We start from the raw sequence: 21,219 nt of genomic DNA, 5'->3' as shown, positions 1-21,219 counted from the left end.
TTTCTAATAGAATTCTTGGGTATATATTAGTCATATAATAAGGATTGAAAAACCCTCAAAATTTTAGGAATTATGCTGAAGAAACAAGGTCTTTATTTACCAGAGTTTGAACATGATAATTGCGGTGCAGGATTTATTTGTAGTTTAACTGGACAACGTTCTAATGATATTATTCACAAAGCACTCGAAATTTTAGTGAAATTAGAACATCGAGGTGCTGTTAGTGCCGATGGTGTTACCGGAGATGGCGCAGGGATTTTAATCGATATTCCACACAACTTTTTTAAGATATTTTGCGAATTCGATTTGCCAAAGTCTGGCCAATATGCTGTGAGTAATGTGTTCTTACCAAGAAAGAAGAACCAGCGCGACTATTGTATTAATGTTTTTGAAACTGAAATCAAGAATCAAGGCTTACAGCTCATCGGTTGGCGGGATGTGCCCGTTAATAGCGATGTCTTAGGAGAAATTGCCAAAAGCTCAGAACCTTTTGTGAAGCAGATATTTATTGGAAAGTCTAATGCAAAACAATCAGATAGAGATTTCAATCTAAAGCTATTTGCTGCACGAAAAATAGCAGAGCATACTATATATAATTCAAGATTATCAGAATCGCATTTTTTTTACTTGCCGAGTCTTTCAACCAAGGTCATCATATTTAAAGGGTTGCTAAAGCCTGAACATATTAATGAATACTATCTTGATTTATTCAATTCCGCTTTAGATACGCGACTAGCTTTGGTGCATCAGCGTTTTTCTACCAATACGTTCCCAACATGGGATTTGGCACAACCTTTCAGGTATATATGCCATAATGGTGAGATTAACACACTTAGAGGTAATGTATCACGAATGTTTTCCCGTGAGGAAATCATAAAAAGTGAAGTCTTTGGCAATGATATCAAGAAGATTCTTCCAACGGTATTAAAAGGAAAATCCGATTCGGCGACCTTAGATATGGTGGTTGAATTGTTGCTAATGACAGGACGTTCATTACCAGAAGCCATGATGATGTTGGTACCAGAAGCTTGGGAGAAAAATCCAAACATGTCTGACGCCAAACATGCCTTTTATGAATATAATTCTTGTGTGATGGAACCTTGGGACGGTCCGGCTTCCATTCCGTTTACGGATGGTAATTATATAGGTGCGGTTTTAGATAGAAACGGATTGCGCCCATCGCGTTATACGGTGACCAAGAACGGAAATGTTATTATGTCTTCAGAAACTGGAGTCGTTGATATAAAGCCTGAAAACGTTGAGTATCATGGTCGTTTGGAGCCGGGAAAGATGTTTTTGGTAGATATGAATGAAGGACGAATTGTTAATGATGAAGAAATAAAGGAAAAAATAGCCTCCAAGTATCCCTACAGAAAGTGGCTCAACGACAATTTAATCCATCTTAAAAATATTTCAGCCAAGAAAGGGCCCATCTTATATGACGAAATCGATCTGAAAAAAAGAGAGATTGTTTTTGGATATACACAAGAAGATTTAAATATTATTATAAGACCAATGGCCCAATTGGGAAAAGAACCTATTGGGTCTATGGGAAGCGATACACCAATAGCTGTGCTGTCAGAGCGACCGCAGTTGGTCTATAACTATTTTAAGCAACTATTTGCCCAGGTTACCAATCCACCTTTGGATGGTATTCGCGAAGAACTAATCACCGATATTAGTTTAACCTTAGGAAGTGATGTCAATCTCTTTGATATCAATGCGGATCATTGTAAAAAGTTGAAAATTCAAAATCCTGTCATCTCAAAGCACGATTTGGATAAAATTAGAAATTATGATACTAATCCAGATTTTAAGGTGACTTCAATATCGATGTTATATGAAGTCAACAGGGGATTGAATGAATTAGAAGTGGCACTAGATAATTTGGTGACTAAGGCTTCAAAAGCAGTAGATCAAGGCACCAATATTATTATACTTTCAGATCGCTATGTGGATGAAAAACACGCGCCAATTCCTGCGTTATTAGCCTGTTCGTATGTGAATCATTCGTTGCACAAATTGGGTAAACGCTCCCAAGTAAGTATTATTATAGAGTCTGCAGAACCTCGAGAAGTTCATCATTTTGCACTACTTTTTGGTTTTGGGGCAAGTGCTGTTAACCCATATATCGTTAATGAAATTGTTCAAGAGCAGATTCATACGAATGATGTGACTGACTTAGAATATCTAACGGCAATTAAAAACTACAACAAGGCTATAGGGAAAGGTATTTTGAAGGTGATGAACAAGATCGGGATTTCAACCTTAAACTCATACAGAGCGTCACAATTGTTTGAGTGTATTGGGATCAATACCGTTACGGTCGAAAAGTACTTCCCAAATACACCAACCCGTATTCAAGGTATTGGTTTAAGAGAAATTGAGCAAGAAATCGTAAAACGCCATAGAAAAGCATTTCAGGTTAATGATACCAATGTAGATATTGAAATTGGAGGCGATTACAGATGGCGACGCGGACAAGAAAAACATATGTTTAATCCATTAACAATAGCTAAACTTCAAGAAGCGGTGCGTACTAACAAAGTCTCAACCTATAAGGAATATTCTAAATTGGTGAATGATCAATCCAAGAATTTAATGACCATTAGAGGCTTATTTGAATTCGATCAATTCGATCCAATACCTCTTGAAGAAGTAGAGTCTTGGACCGAAATTGTAAAGCGATTTAAAACAGGAGCCATGTCTTACGGTTCTATTAGTAAGGAAGCTCATGAAAATTTAGCGATTGCCATGAATAGAATTGGAGGCAAATCCAATTCGGGTGAAGGTGGTGAAGATCAAGAACGTTTTTATAAAAGTTCGCAAGGTGATTGGCGAAATTCAGCCATTAAGCAAATTGCTTCGGGGCGCTTTGGTGTCACATCCAATTATTTAACCAATGCCAATGAAATTCAAATCAAAATAGCACAAGGCGCAAAACCAGGTGAAGGAGGTCAATTACCGGGACCAAAAGTGAATCGCGAAATTGCCAAAACACGAAATTCAACTCCTTATGTAGGTTTAATTTCGCCACCACCACATCACGATATTTATTCTATTGAAGATTTATCGCAGCTTATTTATGATGCTAAATCAGCTAATAGAGAAGCACGAATTAATGTGAAATTAGTCTCCGAAGTTGGTGTCGGCACCGTTGCAGCAGGAGTTGCAAAAGCTAAGGCTGATGTGATACTCATTTCAGGTTTTGATGGCGGAACAGGTGCATCTCCATTAACCTCGTTGCGTCATGCCGGTTTACCTTGGGAGTTGGGTGTTGCCGAAGCCCAACAAACCTTAGTTATGAACGATTTGCGAAACCGTGTAGTTTTAGAGTGTGATGGTCAGTTAAAAACAGGGCGTGATGTGGCGATAGCATGTTTGTTAGGCGCTGAGGAGTTTGGATTTGCCACAGCACCTTTGGTCGCTTCAGGTTGTATCATGATGCGTGCTTGTCATTTAAATACTTGTCCAGTAGGTATTGCTACCCAAAACCCGGAATTGCGTAAAAAATTCAAAGGAAAACCAGAGCACGTAGTAAACTATATGTACTTTGTAGCGCAAGAGTTACGCGAAATTATGGCTAAACTCGGCTTTAGAACTGTAAATGAAATGGTGGGTCAAGTACATAAACTCAATCGTAATAAAGCCATAGAACATTACAAAGCTTCGGGTATAGATTTAGCGCCAATTCTTCATAAAGTTGAGGTAGCCGACGATGTGAAATTGTATAATACAGTGCAACAAGAGCATAATTTGGAAACTCATTTAGATTTTCAAATTATTAGCAAAGCACATCAGGCACTCTTCAGAAGACAACGCACGCATTTAGATTTGCCCATTACCAATATCGATAGAGCTGTGGGTGCGATTGTGAGCAACGAAATTTCTAAAATTTATGGAGCAAAAGGACTGCCAGAAGATACGATAAACATTGATTTTAACGGTTCGGCAGGGCAAAGCTTTGGCGCGTTTACCACTAAAGGTGTCAGTATGACAGTACATGGCAATACCAACGATTATTTGGGTAAGGGACTCTCAGGTGGAAAGCTAATTATTAAAGTACCTGCCACAAGTACCATCGTGCCCGAAGACAATATCATTACGGGTAACGTAACCCTTTATGGTGCTACTAGCGGTGAAGTTTACATCAATGGAAAAGCGGGCGAACGCTTCTGCGTTAGAAACTCAGGGGCGAAAGCGGTCGTAGAAGGTATTGGCGACCATGGCTGCGAGTATATGACAGGTGGTATTGCGGTGATTTTAGGACGTGTTGGTCGAAACTTTGGAGCAGGTATGAGCGGTGGTATCGCTTATGTTCTAGATGTTGAAGATACCTTTAAGTCCTTGTGTAACTTGGCCGATTTAAATATTGATCTAATTGCCTCTAAAGAAGATGAGAAACAGTTAAAGGAGTTGATAGAAAGTCATTATATAGCGACCACGAGTCCATTGGCGAAGCGCATTTTAACTGATTGGGATAATTATCTTTCGAAGATTAAAAAAGTGCTTCCAGAAGAGTACAGACAGGCCTTATTGCGACTAGAACAAGAACAATTAGAAACAGCTTAAGTCATGGGAAAGATAACAGGGTTTTTAGAATTTGAGCGGCAGAACGAAAGCTATATAGCACCAAAAAAGCGCATTAAAAACTATAAAGAGTTTACAATTCCATTAGAGGAAAGAAAACTGAAAGAACAAGGCGCACGTTGCATGGATTGCGGTATTCCCTTTTGTCATAGTGGCTGTCCACTTGGGAATTTCATTCCTGACTTTAATGATAAAGTCTACAAAGGCAAATGGAAGGAAGCAGCAGAAATTCTTCATAAAACTAATAACTTCCCTGAGTTTACTGGGCGTTTATGTCCTGCACCATGTGAGGAAGCCTGTGTCTTAGGTATTAATGAAGATCCAGTAACTATTGAAAACATTGAGAAAAATATTGTAGAAACCGCTTTTAAAGAAGGTTGGATTACAGCCCAACCACCAAAAGTAAGAACCGCTAAAAAAGTAGCTGTTGTTGGTTCTGGGCCAGCAGGATTGGCAACGGCACAGCAACTCAATAGGGCGGGTCATACCGTAACAGTTTTCGAGCGTGATGAAAAAATAGGTGGCTTATTACGTTACGGCATTCCGGATTTTAAAATGGAAAAGTATGTCATTGATAGACGACTTAAAGTATTAGAAGCAGAAGGTATCACTTTTAAAACCAATGCCCATGTTGGTGTTAATGTCGATGCTCATGAGCTTAAAGAAGAATACGATGCCATTGTGCTTTGTGGCGGAGCCACTGTAAGACGGCATATTCCTATTCCTGGAGCAGAGCTAAAAGGTGTAGTGCAGGCCATGGATTTCTTGAAGTTAAACAATCAATATGTGGATGGTTTAGTGGATTTTGAAGCTATCATTTCAGCAAAGGATAAGCATGTTATTGTGATTGGTGGAGGTGATACAGGTAGTGATTGCATAGGGACTTCTAATCGTCATGGCGCTAAATCGTTGACTAATTTTGAAATTTTAGATAAGCCTAATGTAGGGCGACCAGCGCATCAACCATGGCCGTATTGGCCTATGAAGTTGAGAACGAGTTCTTCACATCAAGAAGGTGTAGAGCGTTTTTTTAGTATTTCGACTAAGGAATTTTTAGGTGATGGAAAAGGCAATCTCAAAGGTCTAAAAACGGTCGAAGTGGAATGGTTATTTAAGAAAGGGGAGCGTCCTCAACTTAAGGAAATTAAAGGTACTGAAAAAGAGTGGGAGTGCGACTTGGCCTTATTGGCTTTGGGTTTTACAGGCTCTGAAATAACTTTGGCTGAGCAATTTGGTTTGGAAATGGATTTTAGAACTAACATCCAAGCCTCAACAAAAGACTATGCGACTAATGTACCTGGCATTTTTGTGGCTGGTGATATGCGCCGCGGGCAATCGCTCATAGTTTGGGCTATTTCCGAAGGTCGCCAAGCTGCACATTATGTGGATGCTTACTTAATGGGCGAATCTCATTTGCCATTAAAAGACGATAGTGATCTGCCACGAGCATAAACAAACCTGCTGAACAACTACTAGAGTCTATCTAAGGGTCAGGGCTATTAAATCTAGTAGATTGCGAAAAGCACCTGAAAGGGTGCTTTTTTTTAAGCCCAGCCATTATATTATTCCAAAACTAAATTTTTCATACTCCCAGTATGTAGGTGTACATGGTTTTAGATTTGAAAAGCTATCGATTCGCTTAAGATAACTTCTTAATGCCTTCAATCTTATTGTAGGAAGCTACCATGCCGCGGATTAAAGAAGAACTTAAACCTTGATGCTCCATTTCATTTAGTCCTTCGATTGTGCATCCTTTAGGGGTAGTGACTTTATCGATTTCTTGTTCTGGGTGATTGTTGGTGCTTATTAATAAATTAGCAGCGCCTTCAGCAGTATGCATAGCTAGTTTTTGTGCTTCTTTAGCATCAAATCCTAATTGAATAGCGGCTTGCGTACTCGCTCTAATCATGCGCATCCAAAAGGCTATACCACTGGCACAAACTACAGTGGCGGCTTGCATTTGTTTTTCTGGAATAACTAGGGTTGTACCTAGCTGGTTGAAGATTTTTATAGCATCATTGATTTTCAATTCCGATTTTTCATTATTACAAATACAGGTCATTGACTTGCCAACGGCAATGGCCGTATTGGGCATAGCGCGAATAATAGCGTGTTGATGGCCTATGATGTTTTCTATTTTTTCAATTGAAAAACCTGTTATGGTCGAAATTAGTGTATGGTTTTGCGTAAAATGGTTTTTATGATGCTCTAGTATATCTGTAAAATGATTAGGTTGTACAGCGAAAATGATAATATCTGAATGCTGTATGGCTAATGCATTATTGCTTGTAATTACAACGGATGTGTTAGATTCTAAATCTTTTAATTTTGAGGTGTCCCTTTTTGTTAGATATAAAGAAGTTATACTATTACTAGACAGTAAACCTTTCGCAATAGATAAGCCTAAATTTCCAACTCCAATAATTGCTATTTTCATCTGTTAATATTAATTGTTTTCCAAAGGTTAGATAGAACACCTATTGTCTTTTTTGTTGAGAGTTTAAAAGCTGATAGTGGGTGTTTCATATAAGTTGAAATTATGGTTAAAACGCTATAAAATATAATCTGTGCTCACAAAGTTAGACGCCTTAGAAGCAAGTAAATCCTCCAGAATGGCATTATTGTACGCATTATCCTTAGAAGCAACAAATGTTCTTATGGAAAACGAACGTAACGCGTCATGTACGCTTAGAGTAGCTACTGCTGAATCTTTTCGTCCTGTAAATGGATATACATCTGGTCCTCTCTGGCAAGAGCTATTAAGATTCACGCGACAAACCAAATTAACGAGCGTATCGATTAAAGGCGCTAAGGTCTTAGTGTCTTTTCCAAACAAACTCACCTGCTGTCCATAGTTAGATTCTGCCATGTCATCTAAAGGTTCCTCGATATCGGAGAAAGGAATTATCGGAATTACAGGGCCAAATTGCTCTTCCTCGTACACGCGCATATCCTTAGTAACTGGGAATAGTACCGCAGGGAAAATATAGTTTTCTGTTGTTTCTCCTCCTTTAGAATTGATGATTTTTGCGCCTTTGTCTGTGGCATCATCAATTAATTCTTGAATATATGCTGGCTTGTCTGGTTCTGGTAATGGTGTTAATTTGGCACCCTCATCCCAAGGATTCCCGAATTTAAGGGCATCGATGGCCTCTGAAAAACGTATGTTGAATTCATCCACAATATCTTCATGGACGTACAATACTTTTAGCGCTGTACAGCGTTGCCCATTGAATGATGTCGTTCCGGCTATACATTCACTTATAGCCAAGTCTAAATCGGCATCCTTTAAAACAATGGCTGGATTTTTGGCTTCTAGCCCTAAAACCATTCTTAATCGGTTGCTTTTTGGATGGTGGTCCTGTAAGGCATTGGCCGATTTACTATTGCCTATTAACGCTAATACATCAACACGTCCATCTTGCATAATGGGGGTGGCTACGGTTCGTCCTCTTCCATAAAGAATATTTACGACGCCTTTTGGAAAGCTATTTTGAAAGGCTTCCAATAATGGCGAAAGCAATAAAACTCCAAACTTTGCAGGCTTAAATATCGTTGTATTTCCCATCATCAAGGCAGGAATCAACAAAGCAAACGTTTCATTTAAAGGGTAATTATAAGGTCCTAAACACAATACGACACCAAGTGGTCCTCTTCTAATATGGGCATGCACACCACTTTGTTTATGAAATTTTGCACTATTGCGATCTAATTGTTTGTAATCTTCAATAGTATCGTAGATGTACTCAACAGTTCTGTCGAATTCTTTTTGGGAGTCAGGGAGGTTTTTACCAATTTCCCACATCAAAAGTTTTACAACTTCATCACGTTTGGTTTTCATCTGCTCAACAAACTTTTCCATACAAGCTACTCGATCTGAGACTTTCATGGTTGGCCATAAGCCTTGTCCTTTGTCGTAAGCTTTATAAGCCGCATCCAAAGCGAGTAAAGCTTCTTTTTCTGTTAAGGTCGGTATGGTACCCAGTAGTGTGGGTTTGTAATCTTCAGTAGAAGAAATGGTAGAATATACTTCTGATGTTGCACCGTTCCACTCTATTAATTCACCATCGAGTAAATAGGTGGATTGATGTGTTAATGTTTTAATTTGAAATTCTTGAGGGATCTCATTATGTTTCATAATAAGTTGTTTTTATTTGAGCAATTGTTGTTTTAGCTGCTCATAATTCGAAATTAAAATACGTTTCTTTTCAAGATGCAATATAGACTCAATTTGAGTTGGTATAGGCATTTTATCTGCAATGGCTTTTGGCATCACTGGTAAAAATTTGATGGGATGCGCTGTTTCTAAGAATACCCCTTGGGCATGATTATTTGCAGTTAAATAGTCTTTCAATGCCATATAGCCAATAGCGCCATGCGGATCAGCTACATAATTATAAGTATCATTTAAATAATTGATAGCGTCTATAGTTTCTGAATCTGAGTAACTGCTACCCGATAAATTCTTCTTCAAAATATCAAAATCATGATTGTGCAATTCTTCGATACGTATAAAATTACTAGGCGCACCTACATCCATAGCATTAGAAATCGTTGGTACAGATGATTTGGTTGTGTATTTTCCAGTTTTTAAATATTCTGGGACTACATTATTGGCATTGGTGCCTGTTATAAAGTGGTCTATAGGTAAGCCTAGTTTTTGGGCCATCATCCCAGCACAAATATTTCCGTAGTTGCCACTTGGTACAGAGAACACTAGTTTTTTGCCTTTATGTTTTAAAGCCTTGTAAGCAATAAAGTAATAGAACATTTGTGGTAACCACCTTGCGATATTGATTGAATTTGCCGAGGTCAACGTACGTTTTCCTTTAAAATCTTCATCTAAAAAGGCTTGTTTTACCATAGCTTGGCAATCATCAAAAGCGCCTTGGACTTCAAAAGCGGTGATATTTTGACCAAGCGTTGTTAATTGCTTTTCTTGTATATCACTTACTTTTCCGCTTGGATATAAAATAACCACTTCTACACCTTTAACGCCTAAAAATCCGTTTGCAACAGCTCCTCCTGTGTCACCAGAGGTCGCTACCAATACGGTAACATCGTCTGTATTATTTTTTTTCTTGTTGAAATACCCTAAGCACCTGGCCATAAATCGTGCGCCAACATCTTTAAAGGCCATAGTTGGTCCATGATAAAGTTCAAGGGCAGCAATATTGTTTTCTAATTCAACAATTGGAAAATCGAAACTCAACACATTCTTAAGAATGGCTTTTAAATCGGATTCTGGAATGTCTTCGCCAACAAATTGTTTAATGGCTTCGAAAGCAATAGTCACATAATCTAAGGTTTCAATAGCCTCATAAAAAGCATCCGGAAGTTTATGAATTTCCTTCGGAAAGTATAAACCTTTGTCAGGTGCTAAGCCTCTTACAACTGCTTCCTGAAATGATACTTCTGGCGCATTATGACTTAAACTAAAGTATTTCATATCACATGTACTCCTTTTTTACTTATACGCGATACATATATATTATAGGCAATTCCTGATGCGTCGTAAACACCATCCATTGCCTCAGCAACTTGCTTGGCCGCAAACATGCCCTTGTTTAAAGCAAATATTGAAGGCCCGGAGCCTGAAATACCTATACCTAAGGCACCAGCATTTAAGGCTGCTTTTTTAACTTCATTAAAATGAGGAATGAGCAGTTTGCGTTTAGGCTCGGCAACATAATCGATTAGGGAATTGCCTATTAAATCAAAATCACTGGCATACAATCCGCTAATGAGTCCACCCACATTTGCCCATTGTGCTATTGCCGTTTTTAGAGAAATGGTTTCTGGGACCACTTTTCGAGCGTCTTCGGTTTTTATTTCAATTTGAGGATGAATAATAGTGGCTACCAATTCTGATGGTGTAGGAATAGAGACAATATCTAAAGGGTCGTAACTTCTAACCAAAATAAAACCTCCATAAATACAAGCGGCAACATTATCTGCAATAGCCGAGCCGCAAGCTGCGACTTCACCTTGCATAGCGAATTTAGTCAACTGAAGATTATTGTATTTTGAACTTAAAAGTTGATTAACGGCATACGCAGTACCTGCTGCACTCGCGGCACTACTGCCTAATCCACTGCCTGGCATAAAATTCTTGTAGATTTTTATATCAAGACCAAAATCTGCATTACTGTCTTTGAGCATTAGTTTTGCCACAACACCTACCACATTTTTATCCGCTTCAAAAGGGAGGTTGGCACCGTGTATTTCAATTATACTAACGGTTTTGGTATCGGTTTTTGTAAAAACCATATCGTCTCCCAATTCGCTTAGCGCAAAACCCATTGCATCATAACCACAAGATACATTGGCTACTGTTGCTGGTGCAAAGACTTTAATTTGGTTCATATATTAGTTTTTCCCTAAGGTAATAATATCTGCAAACAATCCCGATGCCGTAACTTCGGCACCTGCGCCAGCGCCTTTAACGATCAATGGCTGTTCAGGATAACGATTGGTATAGAACAGTACGATATTATCTTTACCTTTTAAATTATAAAATGGGTGATCTTTGTCTACTTCTCTTAAACCTACTTTGGCTGTTCCATTGTTAAATTCGGCGACATACTTCAGTTGGCAATTGTTTTGCTTTGCAGAAGTATACAATTTTTCAAAATGTGAAGCATCTGTTTTTAAGGTCTCGTAGAAATCCGAAACAGAATTTGCTTTAAGGCTTTCTTCGGGTAAAAATGATTTGTTATCTATATCCTCCAAATCGATTTTAAACCCAGCTTCTCTCGCAAGAATTAAAATTTTTCGGGCTACATCTACGCCGCTGAGATCAATTCTAGGATCAGGTTCGGTGTAACCTTCTTCCTGTGCTTGTTTAACAATATCATGAAAGCTCGTTTTGTCATTAAAATTATTAAAAACAAAATTTAAACTACCCGACAACACAGCTTGTATGGATATGACTTCATCCCCCGAATTGATTAAATTATTTAAGGTATTAATCACTGGTAATCCAGCGCCTACGTTGGTTTCGAATAGGAAAGAAGCACTATACTTTTTAGCTAACTCTTTCAATGCTTTATATGAGCTGTATGAAGAGGAGCATGCGATTTTATTACAGGCTATAACTGAGATACTCTCTTTAAAATAATCGGCATAGGTATTGGCAACTTCTGTATTTGCCGTGATATCAATAAAAATACTATTACTTAGGTTGAGGTTTTTAACCGTTTCAAAAAAAGATTCGTGTGTTCTATCGATACCAGCTTCAATTTCCGATTTCCAATCCTTAAGATCAATGCCTTCTGTATTAAACACCATTTTTCTAGAATTGCTAATACCCACAACCCTGATGTTTAATAAAAGATGCTCCCTTAAGTAGACTTGCTGTTTTTTGATTTGCTCTAGCAAGATGCCACCGACATTTCCCAATCCAACAATAAACAGATTTAAACTCTTTATTTGTTTTTCAAAAAACACACTGTGAAGCGAAACCAATGCTTTTTTAATGTCTTTATGGGCGATAACAGCTGAAATATTTCGCTCTGAAGCACCTTGTGCTATGGCTCTAACATTGACATTATTCTGCCCTAAAGCTCTAAACATTCGGCCGCTAATACCTTGATGGTTTTTCATATTATCACCAACCACGGCTACTATGGCTAAATCTACTTCTACCAATAAAGGTTTGATTTTTTTTAGTGAAATCTCATAAGCAAACTCTTCATCTACTACCTGTTTTGCTTTTTTGGCATCGTCACTAAAAACACCTACGCAAATGGAGTGTTCTGATGATGCCTGCGTAATGAGAACTACATTGATTTGATTAATAGATAGTACAGAAAATAAACGTTTTGAGAATCCGGGAATACCGATCATACCATTGCCTTCTAGCGTAAGCAAAGCAATACTTTCAACATGACTAATCCCTTTTACAGGACCATTGTTGCGCTTAGGCTGTTTTGAAATAAGAGTGCCTTTGGCCTCGGGCTCAAAGGTGTTTTTTATAAGTATCGGGATTCTTTTGTAAAGCGTAGGTTGTACCGTAGGTGGATATAATACTTTAGCACCAAAATGTGAGAGCTCCATAGCTTCCTGATAGGATATTTCTTCAATTGGAAATGCTTGTCGTACCAATTTTGGATTAGCGGTAAACATGCCGCTAACATCTGTCCAAATCTCCAGAACGGTTGCATCCACTGCCGCAGCGATTAAAGCCGCTGTATAATCAGACCCTCCTCTTCCCAAAGTGGTTGTGTCATTAGTATCACTTTTAGACACAAAACCGGGAAGTAGTGTTATTTTTTCTGCCGATGCATCGAAATAATCTTTAATGTTTTTATTAGTGATTTCAACCTTTACATTGGCTTGTGTATGATTGGAATCGGTGATGATCAAAGTTCTGCTGTCTTTTAAAGCCGAAGACGCTTCGTGCTCTTTTAAAGCTTCAGAAATAATATATGAAGACAATAGTTCGCCGTAGCTTAAGATTTTATCCTTCGTCTTGTCTGAGAACTCATTGATTAAATAGATGCCCTGAAGAAGATCGAATAATGCTTTTAATTGATCTTTTACCTTTAGGATAACGATCTCACTTTTCTTTTTAGGGAGTAAAAGCTCCACAGTTTTGATATGTCTTGCTTTTATCGATTCAAAGGTGTCGACATAATCCAGTTCCTTCTGAGTAGCTTGCTCACCTGCTTTCAGTAATTGGTCGGTTATGCCGCCAAAAGCAGAGACCACAACAGCAATCCTTTCTTTTTGAGCTTCGTTTTTAACGATATTAATGACCTTGGTTATGTTTTCTGCATTGGCAACCGATGTGCCACCAAACTTAAGTACTTTCACTTAATTTAATTTTTTAACAATTATATTAAAAATTGAAACAAATCTGGCTTATCGTTGAGGTAATCTCCAAAAAAGTTATTAAGCTTCATTTTTGTGATCAGGGGTTGTAAATCATCAGGTGATTTTAGTTGTAATCCAACCACAGCAACATCATTTTCACGATTTACTTTTTTGGTATATTCAAAATGTGTAATATCGTCTTCAGGACCTAAAATGGTGGTTACAAATTCGCGCAACGCACCTGCACGCTGGGGAAATTTTATAATGAAATAATGCTTAAGCTTTGCATAGAGTAGGGCTCGCTCCTTAATTTCGGCAGTTCTGGTAATATCATTGTTGCTTCCGCTAATGACGCAAACAACATTTTTGCCTTGTATTTGTTCGTGGTATTGTTCTAGGGCCGAAAGACTTAAGGCTCCAGCAGGTTCTATTACTATCGCATCTTTGTTATATAAATCTAAAATGGTTTGACATATTTTACCTTCATCAACCACTACGACATCGGCTAAAATATCTTTGCAAATCGCAAAATTTAAATTGCCGACACGTTTTACAGCAGCACCATCAACAAAGTTCTCAATAGACTTAAGCGTTATATTTCTGTTATTTTGAATGGATGTCGACATAGAAGGCGCACCTTGAGGTTCCACACCAATAATTTTTGTTTCAGGTGAAAGCATTTGGAAAACACTAGATAATCCTGCAGATAATCCACCACCCCCAACCGGAACAAAAACGTAATCGATTTGTTCTTCCTTTGCTTGATTAAGAATTTCTAACCCAACAGTTGCTTGGCCCTCAATAACTTTTTCATCATTAAAGGGATGGATAAACGTCTTGTTAAGGCTTTCACATTCTTCCATAGCTGCATGGTAAGCGTCATCGAAAGTGTCACCGACCAAAACCACATCTATGTAGTCTTCACCGAACATTTTAACCTGCTCTATTTTTTGATTTGGTGTTGGGGAAGGCATAAAAACTGTACCTTTTATTTTTAAAAGTCTGCACGACATAGCAACCCCTTGCGCATGATTACCAGCACTAGCGCATACAATTTCGTTTTCAACCTGTGATGGGTTCAAGGACGATATCTTATTGTAAGCACCTCTTATTTTATAAGATCGTACCACTTGCAAATCTTCTCTTTTGAAATAAATGTTTGCACTAAAATGTTTAGAATAACGGGCATTTTTAACCAAAGGTGTCACCGAAGCGATACCTTTTAATTTTTTTGCCGCAACTTTAACAGCTTCAAGTGTAGGTTTATATGTGGTAGTTGTATGACCCATGAGGTTGAATTCATTTTTGAACTCTTAAGGTTGTTAATTGTTTATACCAATACAGAATCTTGGACGTTAGCTTTCTTAATGGTTTTCATGGCTGTCATAGCCGCACGCAAACGTTGGCCTACTGTTTCAATAGGATGATTTCTTATAGCATCGTTTATGGCAATAAGTTCTACATTATCAACACCATTGGATGTCGCATATGGTTTACCAATGACAGAAGTATCAATAGTCTCCATAAAATCTTTTAATAGAGGCTTGCATGCATGATCGAATAAATAACAACCATATTCTGCTGTATCAGAAATCACACGGTTCATTTCAAATAGTTTTTTTCTGGCAATGGTATTGGCGATTAATGGTAGTTCATGCAGGGATTCATAATAAGCAGAGTCTTCTATGATGCCAGCACTCACCATGGTTTCAAAGGCCAATTCAACACCAGATTTTACAAAAGCGACCAATAGTACACCATGATCAAAGTATTCTTGCTCAATGATGTGATCTGTAGTTAATTCTGTTTTTTCAAACGCCGTTTCACCGGTAGCTGCTCTCCAAGTGAGAAGATTAACATCGTCATTGGCCCAATCTTCCATCATCGTTTTTGAAAAATGACCAGAGATAATATCATCCATATGTTTTTCAAAAAGGGGACGCATAATGCCTTTTAATTCTTCAGACAGTTCAAAGGCTTTAATTTTTGCAGGATTTGAAAGTCTGTCCATCATATTGGTAATACCACCATGCTTTAAGGCTTCGGTAATGGTTTCCCAACCAAACTGAATTAATTTCGCAGCGTAACCCGGTTCTATACCTTCTTCAACCATTTTATCAAAAGACAAAATAGCACCAGTTTGCAATAAACCACACAAAATAGTTTGCTCTCCCATTAAGTCGGACTTGACTTCTGCAATGAATGAGGATTCTAAAACACCAGCTCTATGTCCTCCAGTCGCCACAGCATAGGCTTTAGCTTGTTCCCAACCTTTGCCTTCAGGATCATTTTCAGGGTGAACTGCTGTAAGCGTTGGTACCCCAAAACCACGTTTGTACTCTTCACGGACTTCAGTGCCTGGACATTTAGGAGCCACCATAATCACGGTGATGTCATTACGGATTTTCATGCCTTCTTCAACAATATTAAAACCGTGTGAGTAACTCAGAGTAGCTCCCTTTTTCATTAAGGGCATTACCGCCTTAATCACGTTGGTATGTTGCTTGTCTGGTGTTAGGTTTAACACTAAATCTGCATCTGGGATTAATTCATCATAGGTGCCCACCGTAAATCCATTTGAGGTTGCATTTTTGTAAGACGCTCTCTGTTCATCAATGGCTTTCTGACGTAAGGCATAAGAAATATCTAATCCAGAATCTCTCATATTTAATCCTTGGTTAAGGCCTTGAGCACCACAACCTACAATAACAATTTTCTTTCCTTTTAATGCCTTTACACCATCTTCAAATTCTGAAGCTTCCATAAATCGACATTTCCCCAATTGTTCTAACTGTTCTCTTAATGATAATGTGTTGAAATAATTTGACATTTCCGTTTTATTTTTAGTGTTGAAATGCTTCAAGCATTTGTGATATTTTCATTTCGCTTTTAGTAACGGCAATACGTCCAGAACGCACAAATTGCATGATGCCGAATGCACTGAGTTCCCTATGTAAGAGATCGATTTCTTGTTTTCTCCCTGATTTTTCAAGTACAAAGAACTCCTTATTTACGGTAACGATTCTTGCATTACTTTCTTTAATGATGTTTTGAATCTGACGTTCTTCGAACAACAAATCAGATTTAATTTTAAATATGGCCGAAATTTGATAAATAGTCTCTTCATCTGTATGATAGTAGGCCTTAATTACTTCGACTTGTCGTTCTAGTTGACCGATGATTTTCTTCATCTGGTCTTCAGTAATATCTACTACCAAAGTAAACCTCGATACACCTTCAATTTCAGATCGTGAGGTATTTAAACTTTCTATATTGATATGTCTGCGCTGGAAAATTGCAGAAATCCTATTCAATAATCCGATATTGTTTTCAGTATAAATAGATACTGTAAAATGTTTGATATCTTTTTCCATAACTACTCTAATCTTATATCTGAAACTGATGCTCCTGATGGTATCATCGGAAACACATTATCTTCTTTTTCAACACATACTTCCAAGAAATAAGGTTCTTTACTTGCTATCATTTCTTCGACAGCACTCGCTAGCTCCTCACGTTTTGTGACACGCTTGGCATTTAGATGGTAGCCTTTGGCGATGGCTACAAAATCTGGGTTGGTCATTTCGGTTGATGCGTAGCGTTTATCAAAAAATAACTGTTGCCACTGTCTAACCATACCCAAGAAATCATTATTAAGCACTACGACTTTTACTGCAGCTTTTTGCTGGCAAATAGTGCCCAGCTCCTGAATCGTCATTTGATAGCCACCATCACCACAAATGGAGATGACTTCGCGTTCTGGTGCTGCCATTTTTGCACCAATTGCCGCAGGTAGGCCAAATCCCATCGTGCCCAATCCCCCTGAAGTAATATTGCTTTTTGTGGTATTGAATTCGGCATAGCGACAAGCAATCATTTGATGTTGTCCAACATCGCTCACAATGGCAGCTTCACCTTTAGTTTGCTTATTTATCTCTTTTAAGACTTCACCCATGGTTAAACCTTCTTTGGTTGGGTGTATATCGTTTTTAATGACTTTCTCAAACTCTATTTTATAAAGATCTTTGAACTTTTGATGCCATTCATGGTGCGAATTCGCGTTCAACAATGGCAACAGATCTTTCAAACTTTGTTTGGCATCACCTAAAACAGCAACATCCGTTTTTACGTTTTTATCTACTTCGGCTGGGTCGATTTCAAAATGAATCACTTTAGCTTGCTTAGCATAGGTGGTGAGGTTTCCAGTAACACGGTCATCGAATCGCATTCCAATGGCAATTAAAACATCACATTCATTAGTTAACACATTAGGTGCGTAATTACCGTGCATACCCACCATGCCAACATTTAAGGGATGGGCCGTCGGAATGGCAGAAGCACCTAAAATGGTCCAAGCTGATGGAATACCTGCCTTTTCAATAACGGCTTTAAATTCTTCTTCTGCTTTGCCAAGAATAACACCCTGTCCCCAAACCACTAAGGGCTTTTTTGCTTTGTTGATGAGTTCTGCTGCTTTTTTTAAAGACGTGATATCCGTTTCTGGAACAGGTTTGTAACTTCTGATACCATTACATTTTTTATATTTAAAATCGAATTCCTCAAACTGTGCATCCTTAGTAATATCAATAAGTACTGGCCCTGGTCTACCACTTTTGGCGATGTAAAAAGCCTTGGCCATAACTTCTGGAATTTCCGAAGCTTCAGTAATTTGATGATTCCATTTTGTAATAGGTGTGGAAATGCCAACGATATCTGTCTCCTGAAAAGCGTCACTGCCCAATAGATGGGATGGTACCTGGCCAGTGATACAAACCATAGGTGTAGAGTCTATCTGCGCATCAGCAATACCAGTAATTAAGTTGGTGGCTCCAGGGCCAGAAGTGGCCATAGCGACACCGACATCACCTGAAATTCTAGCATAACCCTGAGCGGCATGCGTTGCACCTTGCTCGTGTCTGGTAAGGACATGGTGGATTTTACCTTGATATTTGTAAAGCTCGTCATAGACAGGCATAATTGCGCCACCTGGATAGCCGTAAAGTACTTTTACGCCTTCTTCGAGTAAACATCTTACAATAGCCTCGCTTCCTGAGATGCGCTCTTTAGTTGCTGTACTTTTAATTGGATTTTGTATGGTTTGAGTTTCTTTCATCTCACTTATGTTTTGATATCCTTCGACTGACTCAGGATGACATTGTGCTAATAGTTGTGTGTGTTTTAAAATTCATCTGTAACACAGCCTTTGGATGCTGAGGATACTGTTTTTGCATACTTATATAAAACACCACGTTCAAATTTTAAATCTGGTGCTTTCCAGTTTTGACGTCTTTTTTGCAATTCTTCTTCAGAAACTTCAACAGAAATAGTATTGGTTTCGGCATCAATGGTAATGATATCACCATCTTCTACGAAAGCTATAGTTCCACCTTCTTGTGCTTCTGGTGTAATATGCCCAACAACAAAACCATGTGTTCCTCCAGAGAACCTTCCATCTGTAATTAGTGCCACATCTTTACCCAATCCGGCTCCCATTATGGCAGCTGTTGGCTTAAGCATTTCTGGCATCCCTGGTCCGCCTTTAGGGCCTTCATAGCGTATAACGATCACATCGCCCTTTTCTACCTTTCCATCTCTTATACCATCATTTGCGGCGTATTCTCCTTCAAAAACCTTGGCTTTCCCTTTAAAGCTTAGCCCTTCTTTCCCTGTAATTTTAGCCACACTTCCTTCTGTTGCTAAGTTGCCATATAGCATTCTTAAATGTCCTGAAATTTTGATTGGTTTTTCAATAGGTTTTATCACATTCTGACCTTCGGTTAAATCTTCGACATCCAATAAATTTTCAGCTAAAGTCTTCCCTGTTACGGTAAGACAATCGCCATGAAGTAAACCTTTTTTAAGAAGGTATTTAAGAACCGCAGGGATACCGCCAATGGCATGCACATCTTCCATAAGGTATTTTCCGCTAGGTTTTAAGTCCGCTAGAAATGGCGTATTGTTGCTTATATCTTGAAAATCCTTAAGTGTAAAATCGATTTGTGCTGCTCTAGCGATCGCTAAAAAGTGAAGGACTGCGTTTGTAGAACCTCCTAGGATAGTCACTAATCGGATAGCGTTTTCTAGTGATTTCCTTGTTATAATATCTGAAGGTTTAATGTCTTTTTCGAGTAAAGTACGCATGGCTTCACCAGCACGGATGGATTCTTGTTTTTTCTCATCGCTTAATGCTGGATTGGAGGAATTGAATGGCAATGCCATACCTAAGGCTTCTATTGAGGATGCCATGGTGTTAGCGGTGTACATACCACCACATGCACCGGCTCCGGGACAAGCTTTTTCTACAATATTTTGATATTCGCTTTCGGTCATGGTTCCTGCGACTTTACTTCCCCAAGCTTCAAAAGCCGAAACAACATCTAATTTTTTTCCATTATGACAGCCAGAGTCTATCGTGCCACCATATACTAAAATGGATGGACGGTTCAAACGGATCATAGCTAACAGTGCACCTGGCATGTTTTTATCGCAGCCTACCACAGTCACTAAGCCGTCATAACTCATAGCTTGTACAACGGTTTCCATGGAATCTGCGATGATATCACGAGATGGTAGGGAATAGCGCATTCCTGGTGTTCCCATCGAAATACCGTCGCTTACTCCAATAGTATTAAAAATTAGGCCTACGATATCTTCATTTTGTGTGCCTTCTTTTACCAATTTGGCTAAATCGTTAAGGTGCATATTACAAGGATTGCCTTCATAACCTGTACTGGCTATTCCCACAATTGGCTTACTAAAATCCTCCTTGGTTAGCCCAATGGCATGTAACATAGCTCGTGCTGCGGGTTGTGTAGGGTCTTGGGTAACCGTTTTGCTATATTTGTTTAATTGACTCATACGGCTTTTGAAAAATTTGTTAGACGTTCGCTTAGAACTTCTTGTTTGTATAGATGCATTAACTTATAACCTAAAGTACTTTCCCAAGGTTTTGGAAAGTTGTAGTCATCTATTGATTTCAGGCCTACAACTTCTGCTGCTGTACCTGTAAAAAAGGCATTGTCTGCTTGCTTCATTTCATTGAGTGAAAAGTGCTTTTCTTCAACACAAATTCCAACTTCTTTGCAAAGTTCTATAATTGTACTACGCGTGATTCCTGGCATTATGTGTCCTTTAGGCGGTGTATATAACTTACCGTCTTTTTCTATAAATACATTTGCTCCAGAACATTCGGCTACATTGTTATTCATATCCAATAGTATAGCTTCGTCATAGCCTGATGCATTAGCTTCATTTCTTGCCAAAATAGAATTGATATAATGCCCTGTGACTTTAGCATCTACAAAACAAGACTTAGGATTAGGCCTTTGAAATGACGATGTCCTTACCTTTAAGAGTTTATCTCCCATTAGTTTTCCCCATTCCCAACATTGTATAATTAAACTTGATTCTGTGGGAGAACCCAAGCCCATATTAGCACCTGTAGTTATTATTGGCCTTATATAAGCATCCTGGAAATTATTAAGCTCTAATAGTTTATGCGTAATATCGATAAGCTCTTCAATAGAATATTCAAAAGGGATATTCATAACTTCAGTTCCATATTGCAAACGCTTATAGTGTGCTTCAGCCTTAAAGATTTTTGTACCTGTTTTTGTTTTATAAGATCTTATCCCTTCGAACACACCATTTCCATAATGAAGGGTTTGACTGTATATATCACCCGTCGCGCATTTTGGATGTATATATTCACCGTTATGGTATATGATGCTATTATCGTTGTAGTACATAGTAATTGTAAGTTATGTACAACCGAAAATAATTTATTGATATAGGTTATTGACTTCAACTTTT

13 protein-coding genes are annotated in these 21,219 nt (G+C 38.4%); 2 read left to right on the top strand and 11 right to left on the bottom strand.

The features are described 5' to 3' along the window. Positions 1-72: 72 nt before the first annotated feature. A complete protein-coding gene (gene gltB, locus Q0972_RS01120; RefSeq protein WP_299361507.1) occupies positions 73-4,572 on the top strand; it encodes a glutamate synthase large subunit in 4,500 nt (1,499 codons plus the stop codon). A gap of 3 nt (positions 4,573-4,575) precedes the next feature. Then, positions 4,576-6,042: a glutamate synthase subunit beta gene (locus Q0972_RS01115; protein ID WP_299361505.1), complete on the top strand. Its 1,467-nt coding sequence runs from the start codon at positions 4,576-4,578 to the stop codon at positions 6,040-6,042. Positions 6,043-6,229: 187 nt separating this feature from the next. Here the strand turns inward: Q0972_RS01115 and proC are convergent, their stop codons facing one another. From proC to Q0972_RS01060, 11 genes are all read right to left on the bottom strand, one after another. Further along, positions 6,230-7,027, bottom strand: a complete 798-nt coding sequence (proC, locus tag Q0972_RS01110; RefSeq protein WP_299361503.1) for a pyrroline-5-carboxylate reductase — start codon at positions 7,025-7,027, stop codon at positions 6,230-6,232. Between the two features lie 114 nt (positions 7,028-7,141). Then, positions 7,142-8,728 (bottom strand): NADP-dependent glyceraldehyde-3-phosphate dehydrogenase, encoded by a 1,587-nt coding sequence (locus tag Q0972_RS01105; protein WP_299361500.1) that lies wholly within the window; start codon positions 8,726-8,728, stop codon positions 7,142-7,144. 12 nt (positions 8,729-8,740) lie between these two features. Further along, positions 8,741-10,039 (bottom strand): threonine synthase, encoded by a 1,299-nt coding sequence (thrC, locus tag Q0972_RS01100; RefSeq protein WP_299361497.1) that lies wholly within the window; start codon positions 10,037-10,039, stop codon positions 8,741-8,743. Further along, positions 10,036-10,956, bottom strand: coding sequence for a homoserine kinase (locus Q0972_RS01095; protein WP_299361495.1), 921 nt, complete (start codon positions 10,954-10,956; stop codon positions 10,036-10,038). Before Q0972_RS01095 ends, thrC begins: the two co-directional genes overlap by 4 nt. Positions 10,957-10,959: 3 nt before the next feature. After that, on the bottom strand, positions 10,960-13,407 hold the full coding sequence (thrA, locus tag Q0972_RS01090) for a bifunctional aspartate kinase/homoserine dehydrogenase I (RefSeq protein ID WP_299361492.1): 2,448 nt from the start codon (positions 13,405-13,407) through the stop codon (positions 10,960-10,962). Positions 13,408-13,427: 20 nt separating this feature from the next. Beyond that, positions 13,428-14,696 (bottom strand): threonine ammonia-lyase, encoded by a 1,269-nt coding sequence (ilvA, locus tag Q0972_RS01085; protein WP_299361490.1) that lies wholly within the window; start codon positions 14,694-14,696, stop codon positions 13,428-13,430. 41 nt (positions 14,697-14,737) lie between these two features. Beyond that, positions 14,738-16,237 (bottom strand): ketol-acid reductoisomerase, encoded by a 1,500-nt coding sequence (ilvC, locus tag Q0972_RS01080; RefSeq protein WP_299361487.1) that lies wholly within the window; start codon positions 16,235-16,237, stop codon positions 14,738-14,740. A gap of 13 nt (positions 16,238-16,250) precedes the next feature. Next, positions 16,251-16,781, bottom strand: coding sequence for an acetolactate synthase small subunit (ilvN, locus tag Q0972_RS01075; protein WP_299361484.1), 531 nt, complete (start codon positions 16,779-16,781; stop codon positions 16,251-16,253). Between the two features lie 2 nt (positions 16,782-16,783). Further along, positions 16,784-18,520 carry a biosynthetic-type acetolactate synthase large subunit gene (gene ilvB, locus Q0972_RS01070; RefSeq protein ID WP_299361482.1) on the bottom strand — a complete coding sequence of 579 codons (1,737 nt, stop codon included), beginning with the start codon at positions 18,518-18,520 and terminating at the stop codon, positions 16,784-16,786. A 65-nt stretch (positions 18,521-18,585) separates the two neighbouring features. Further along, on the bottom strand, positions 18,586-20,265 hold the full coding sequence (gene ilvD, locus Q0972_RS01065; RefSeq protein WP_299361480.1) for a dihydroxy-acid dehydratase: 1,680 nt from the start codon (positions 20,263-20,265) through the stop codon (positions 18,586-18,588). Continuing rightward, positions 20,262-21,155 carry a branched-chain amino acid transaminase gene (locus Q0972_RS01060; protein WP_299361478.1) on the bottom strand — a complete coding sequence of 298 codons (894 nt, stop codon included), beginning with the start codon at positions 21,153-21,155 and terminating at the stop codon, positions 20,262-20,264. Before Q0972_RS01060 ends, ilvD begins: the two co-directional genes overlap by 4 nt. Positions 21,156-21,219: the final 64 nt, after the last annotated feature.

The sequence above is a fragment of the Winogradskyella sp. genome (genome assembly GCF_028282165.1).
Classification (GTDB): domain Bacteria; phylum Bacteroidota; class Bacteroidia; order Flavobacteriales; family Flavobacteriaceae; genus Winogradskyella.
The sequence above is the reverse complement of the archived record's forward strand: the minus strand, read 5'-3'. Positions and strand labels throughout refer to the sequence as shown.

Bases quoted from the DNA above. Each gene is read 5' to 3' on its own strand.
- thrC (WP_299361497.1), bottom strand. From the start codon at position 10,039: ATGAAATACTTTAGTTTAAGTCATAATGCGCCAGAAGTATCATTTCAG.
- Q0972_RS01060 (WP_299361478.1), bottom strand. From the start codon at position 21,155: ATGTACTACAACGATAATAGCATCATATACCATAACGGTGAATATATA.
- ilvC (WP_299361487.1), bottom strand. From the start codon at position 16,237: ATGTCAAATTATTTCAACACATTATCATTAAGAGAACAGTTAGAACAA.
- ilvD (WP_299361480.1), bottom strand. From the start codon at position 20,265: ATGAGTCAATTAAACAAATATAGCAAAACGGTTACCCAAGACCCTACA.
- Q0972_RS01095 (WP_299361495.1), bottom strand. From the start codon at position 10,956: ATGAACCAAATTAAAGTCTTTGCACCAGCAACAGTAGCCAATGTATCT.
- ilvA (WP_299361490.1), bottom strand. From the start codon at position 14,696: ATGGGTCATACAACTACCACATATAAACCTACACTTGAAGCTGTTAAA.
- ilvB (WP_299361482.1), bottom strand. From the start codon at position 18,520: ATGAAAGAAACTCAAACCATACAAAATCCAATTAAAAGTACAGCAACT.
- proC (WP_299361503.1), bottom strand. From the start codon at position 7,027: ATGAAAATAGCAATTATTGGAGTTGGAAATTTAGGCTTATCTATTGCG.
- Q0972_RS01115 (WP_299361505.1), top strand. From the start codon at position 4,576: ATGGGAAAGATAACAGGGTTTTTAGAATTTGAGCGGCAGAACGAAAGC.
- gltB (WP_299361507.1), top strand. From the start codon at position 73: ATGCTGAAGAAACAAGGTCTTTATTTACCAGAGTTTGAACATGATAAT.
- ilvN (WP_299361484.1), bottom strand. From the start codon at position 16,781: ATGGAAAAAGATATCAAACATTTTACAGTATCTATTTATACTGAAAAC.
- Q0972_RS01105 (WP_299361500.1), bottom strand. From the start codon at position 8,728: ATGAAACATAATGAGATCCCTCAAGAATTTCAAATTAAAACATTAACA.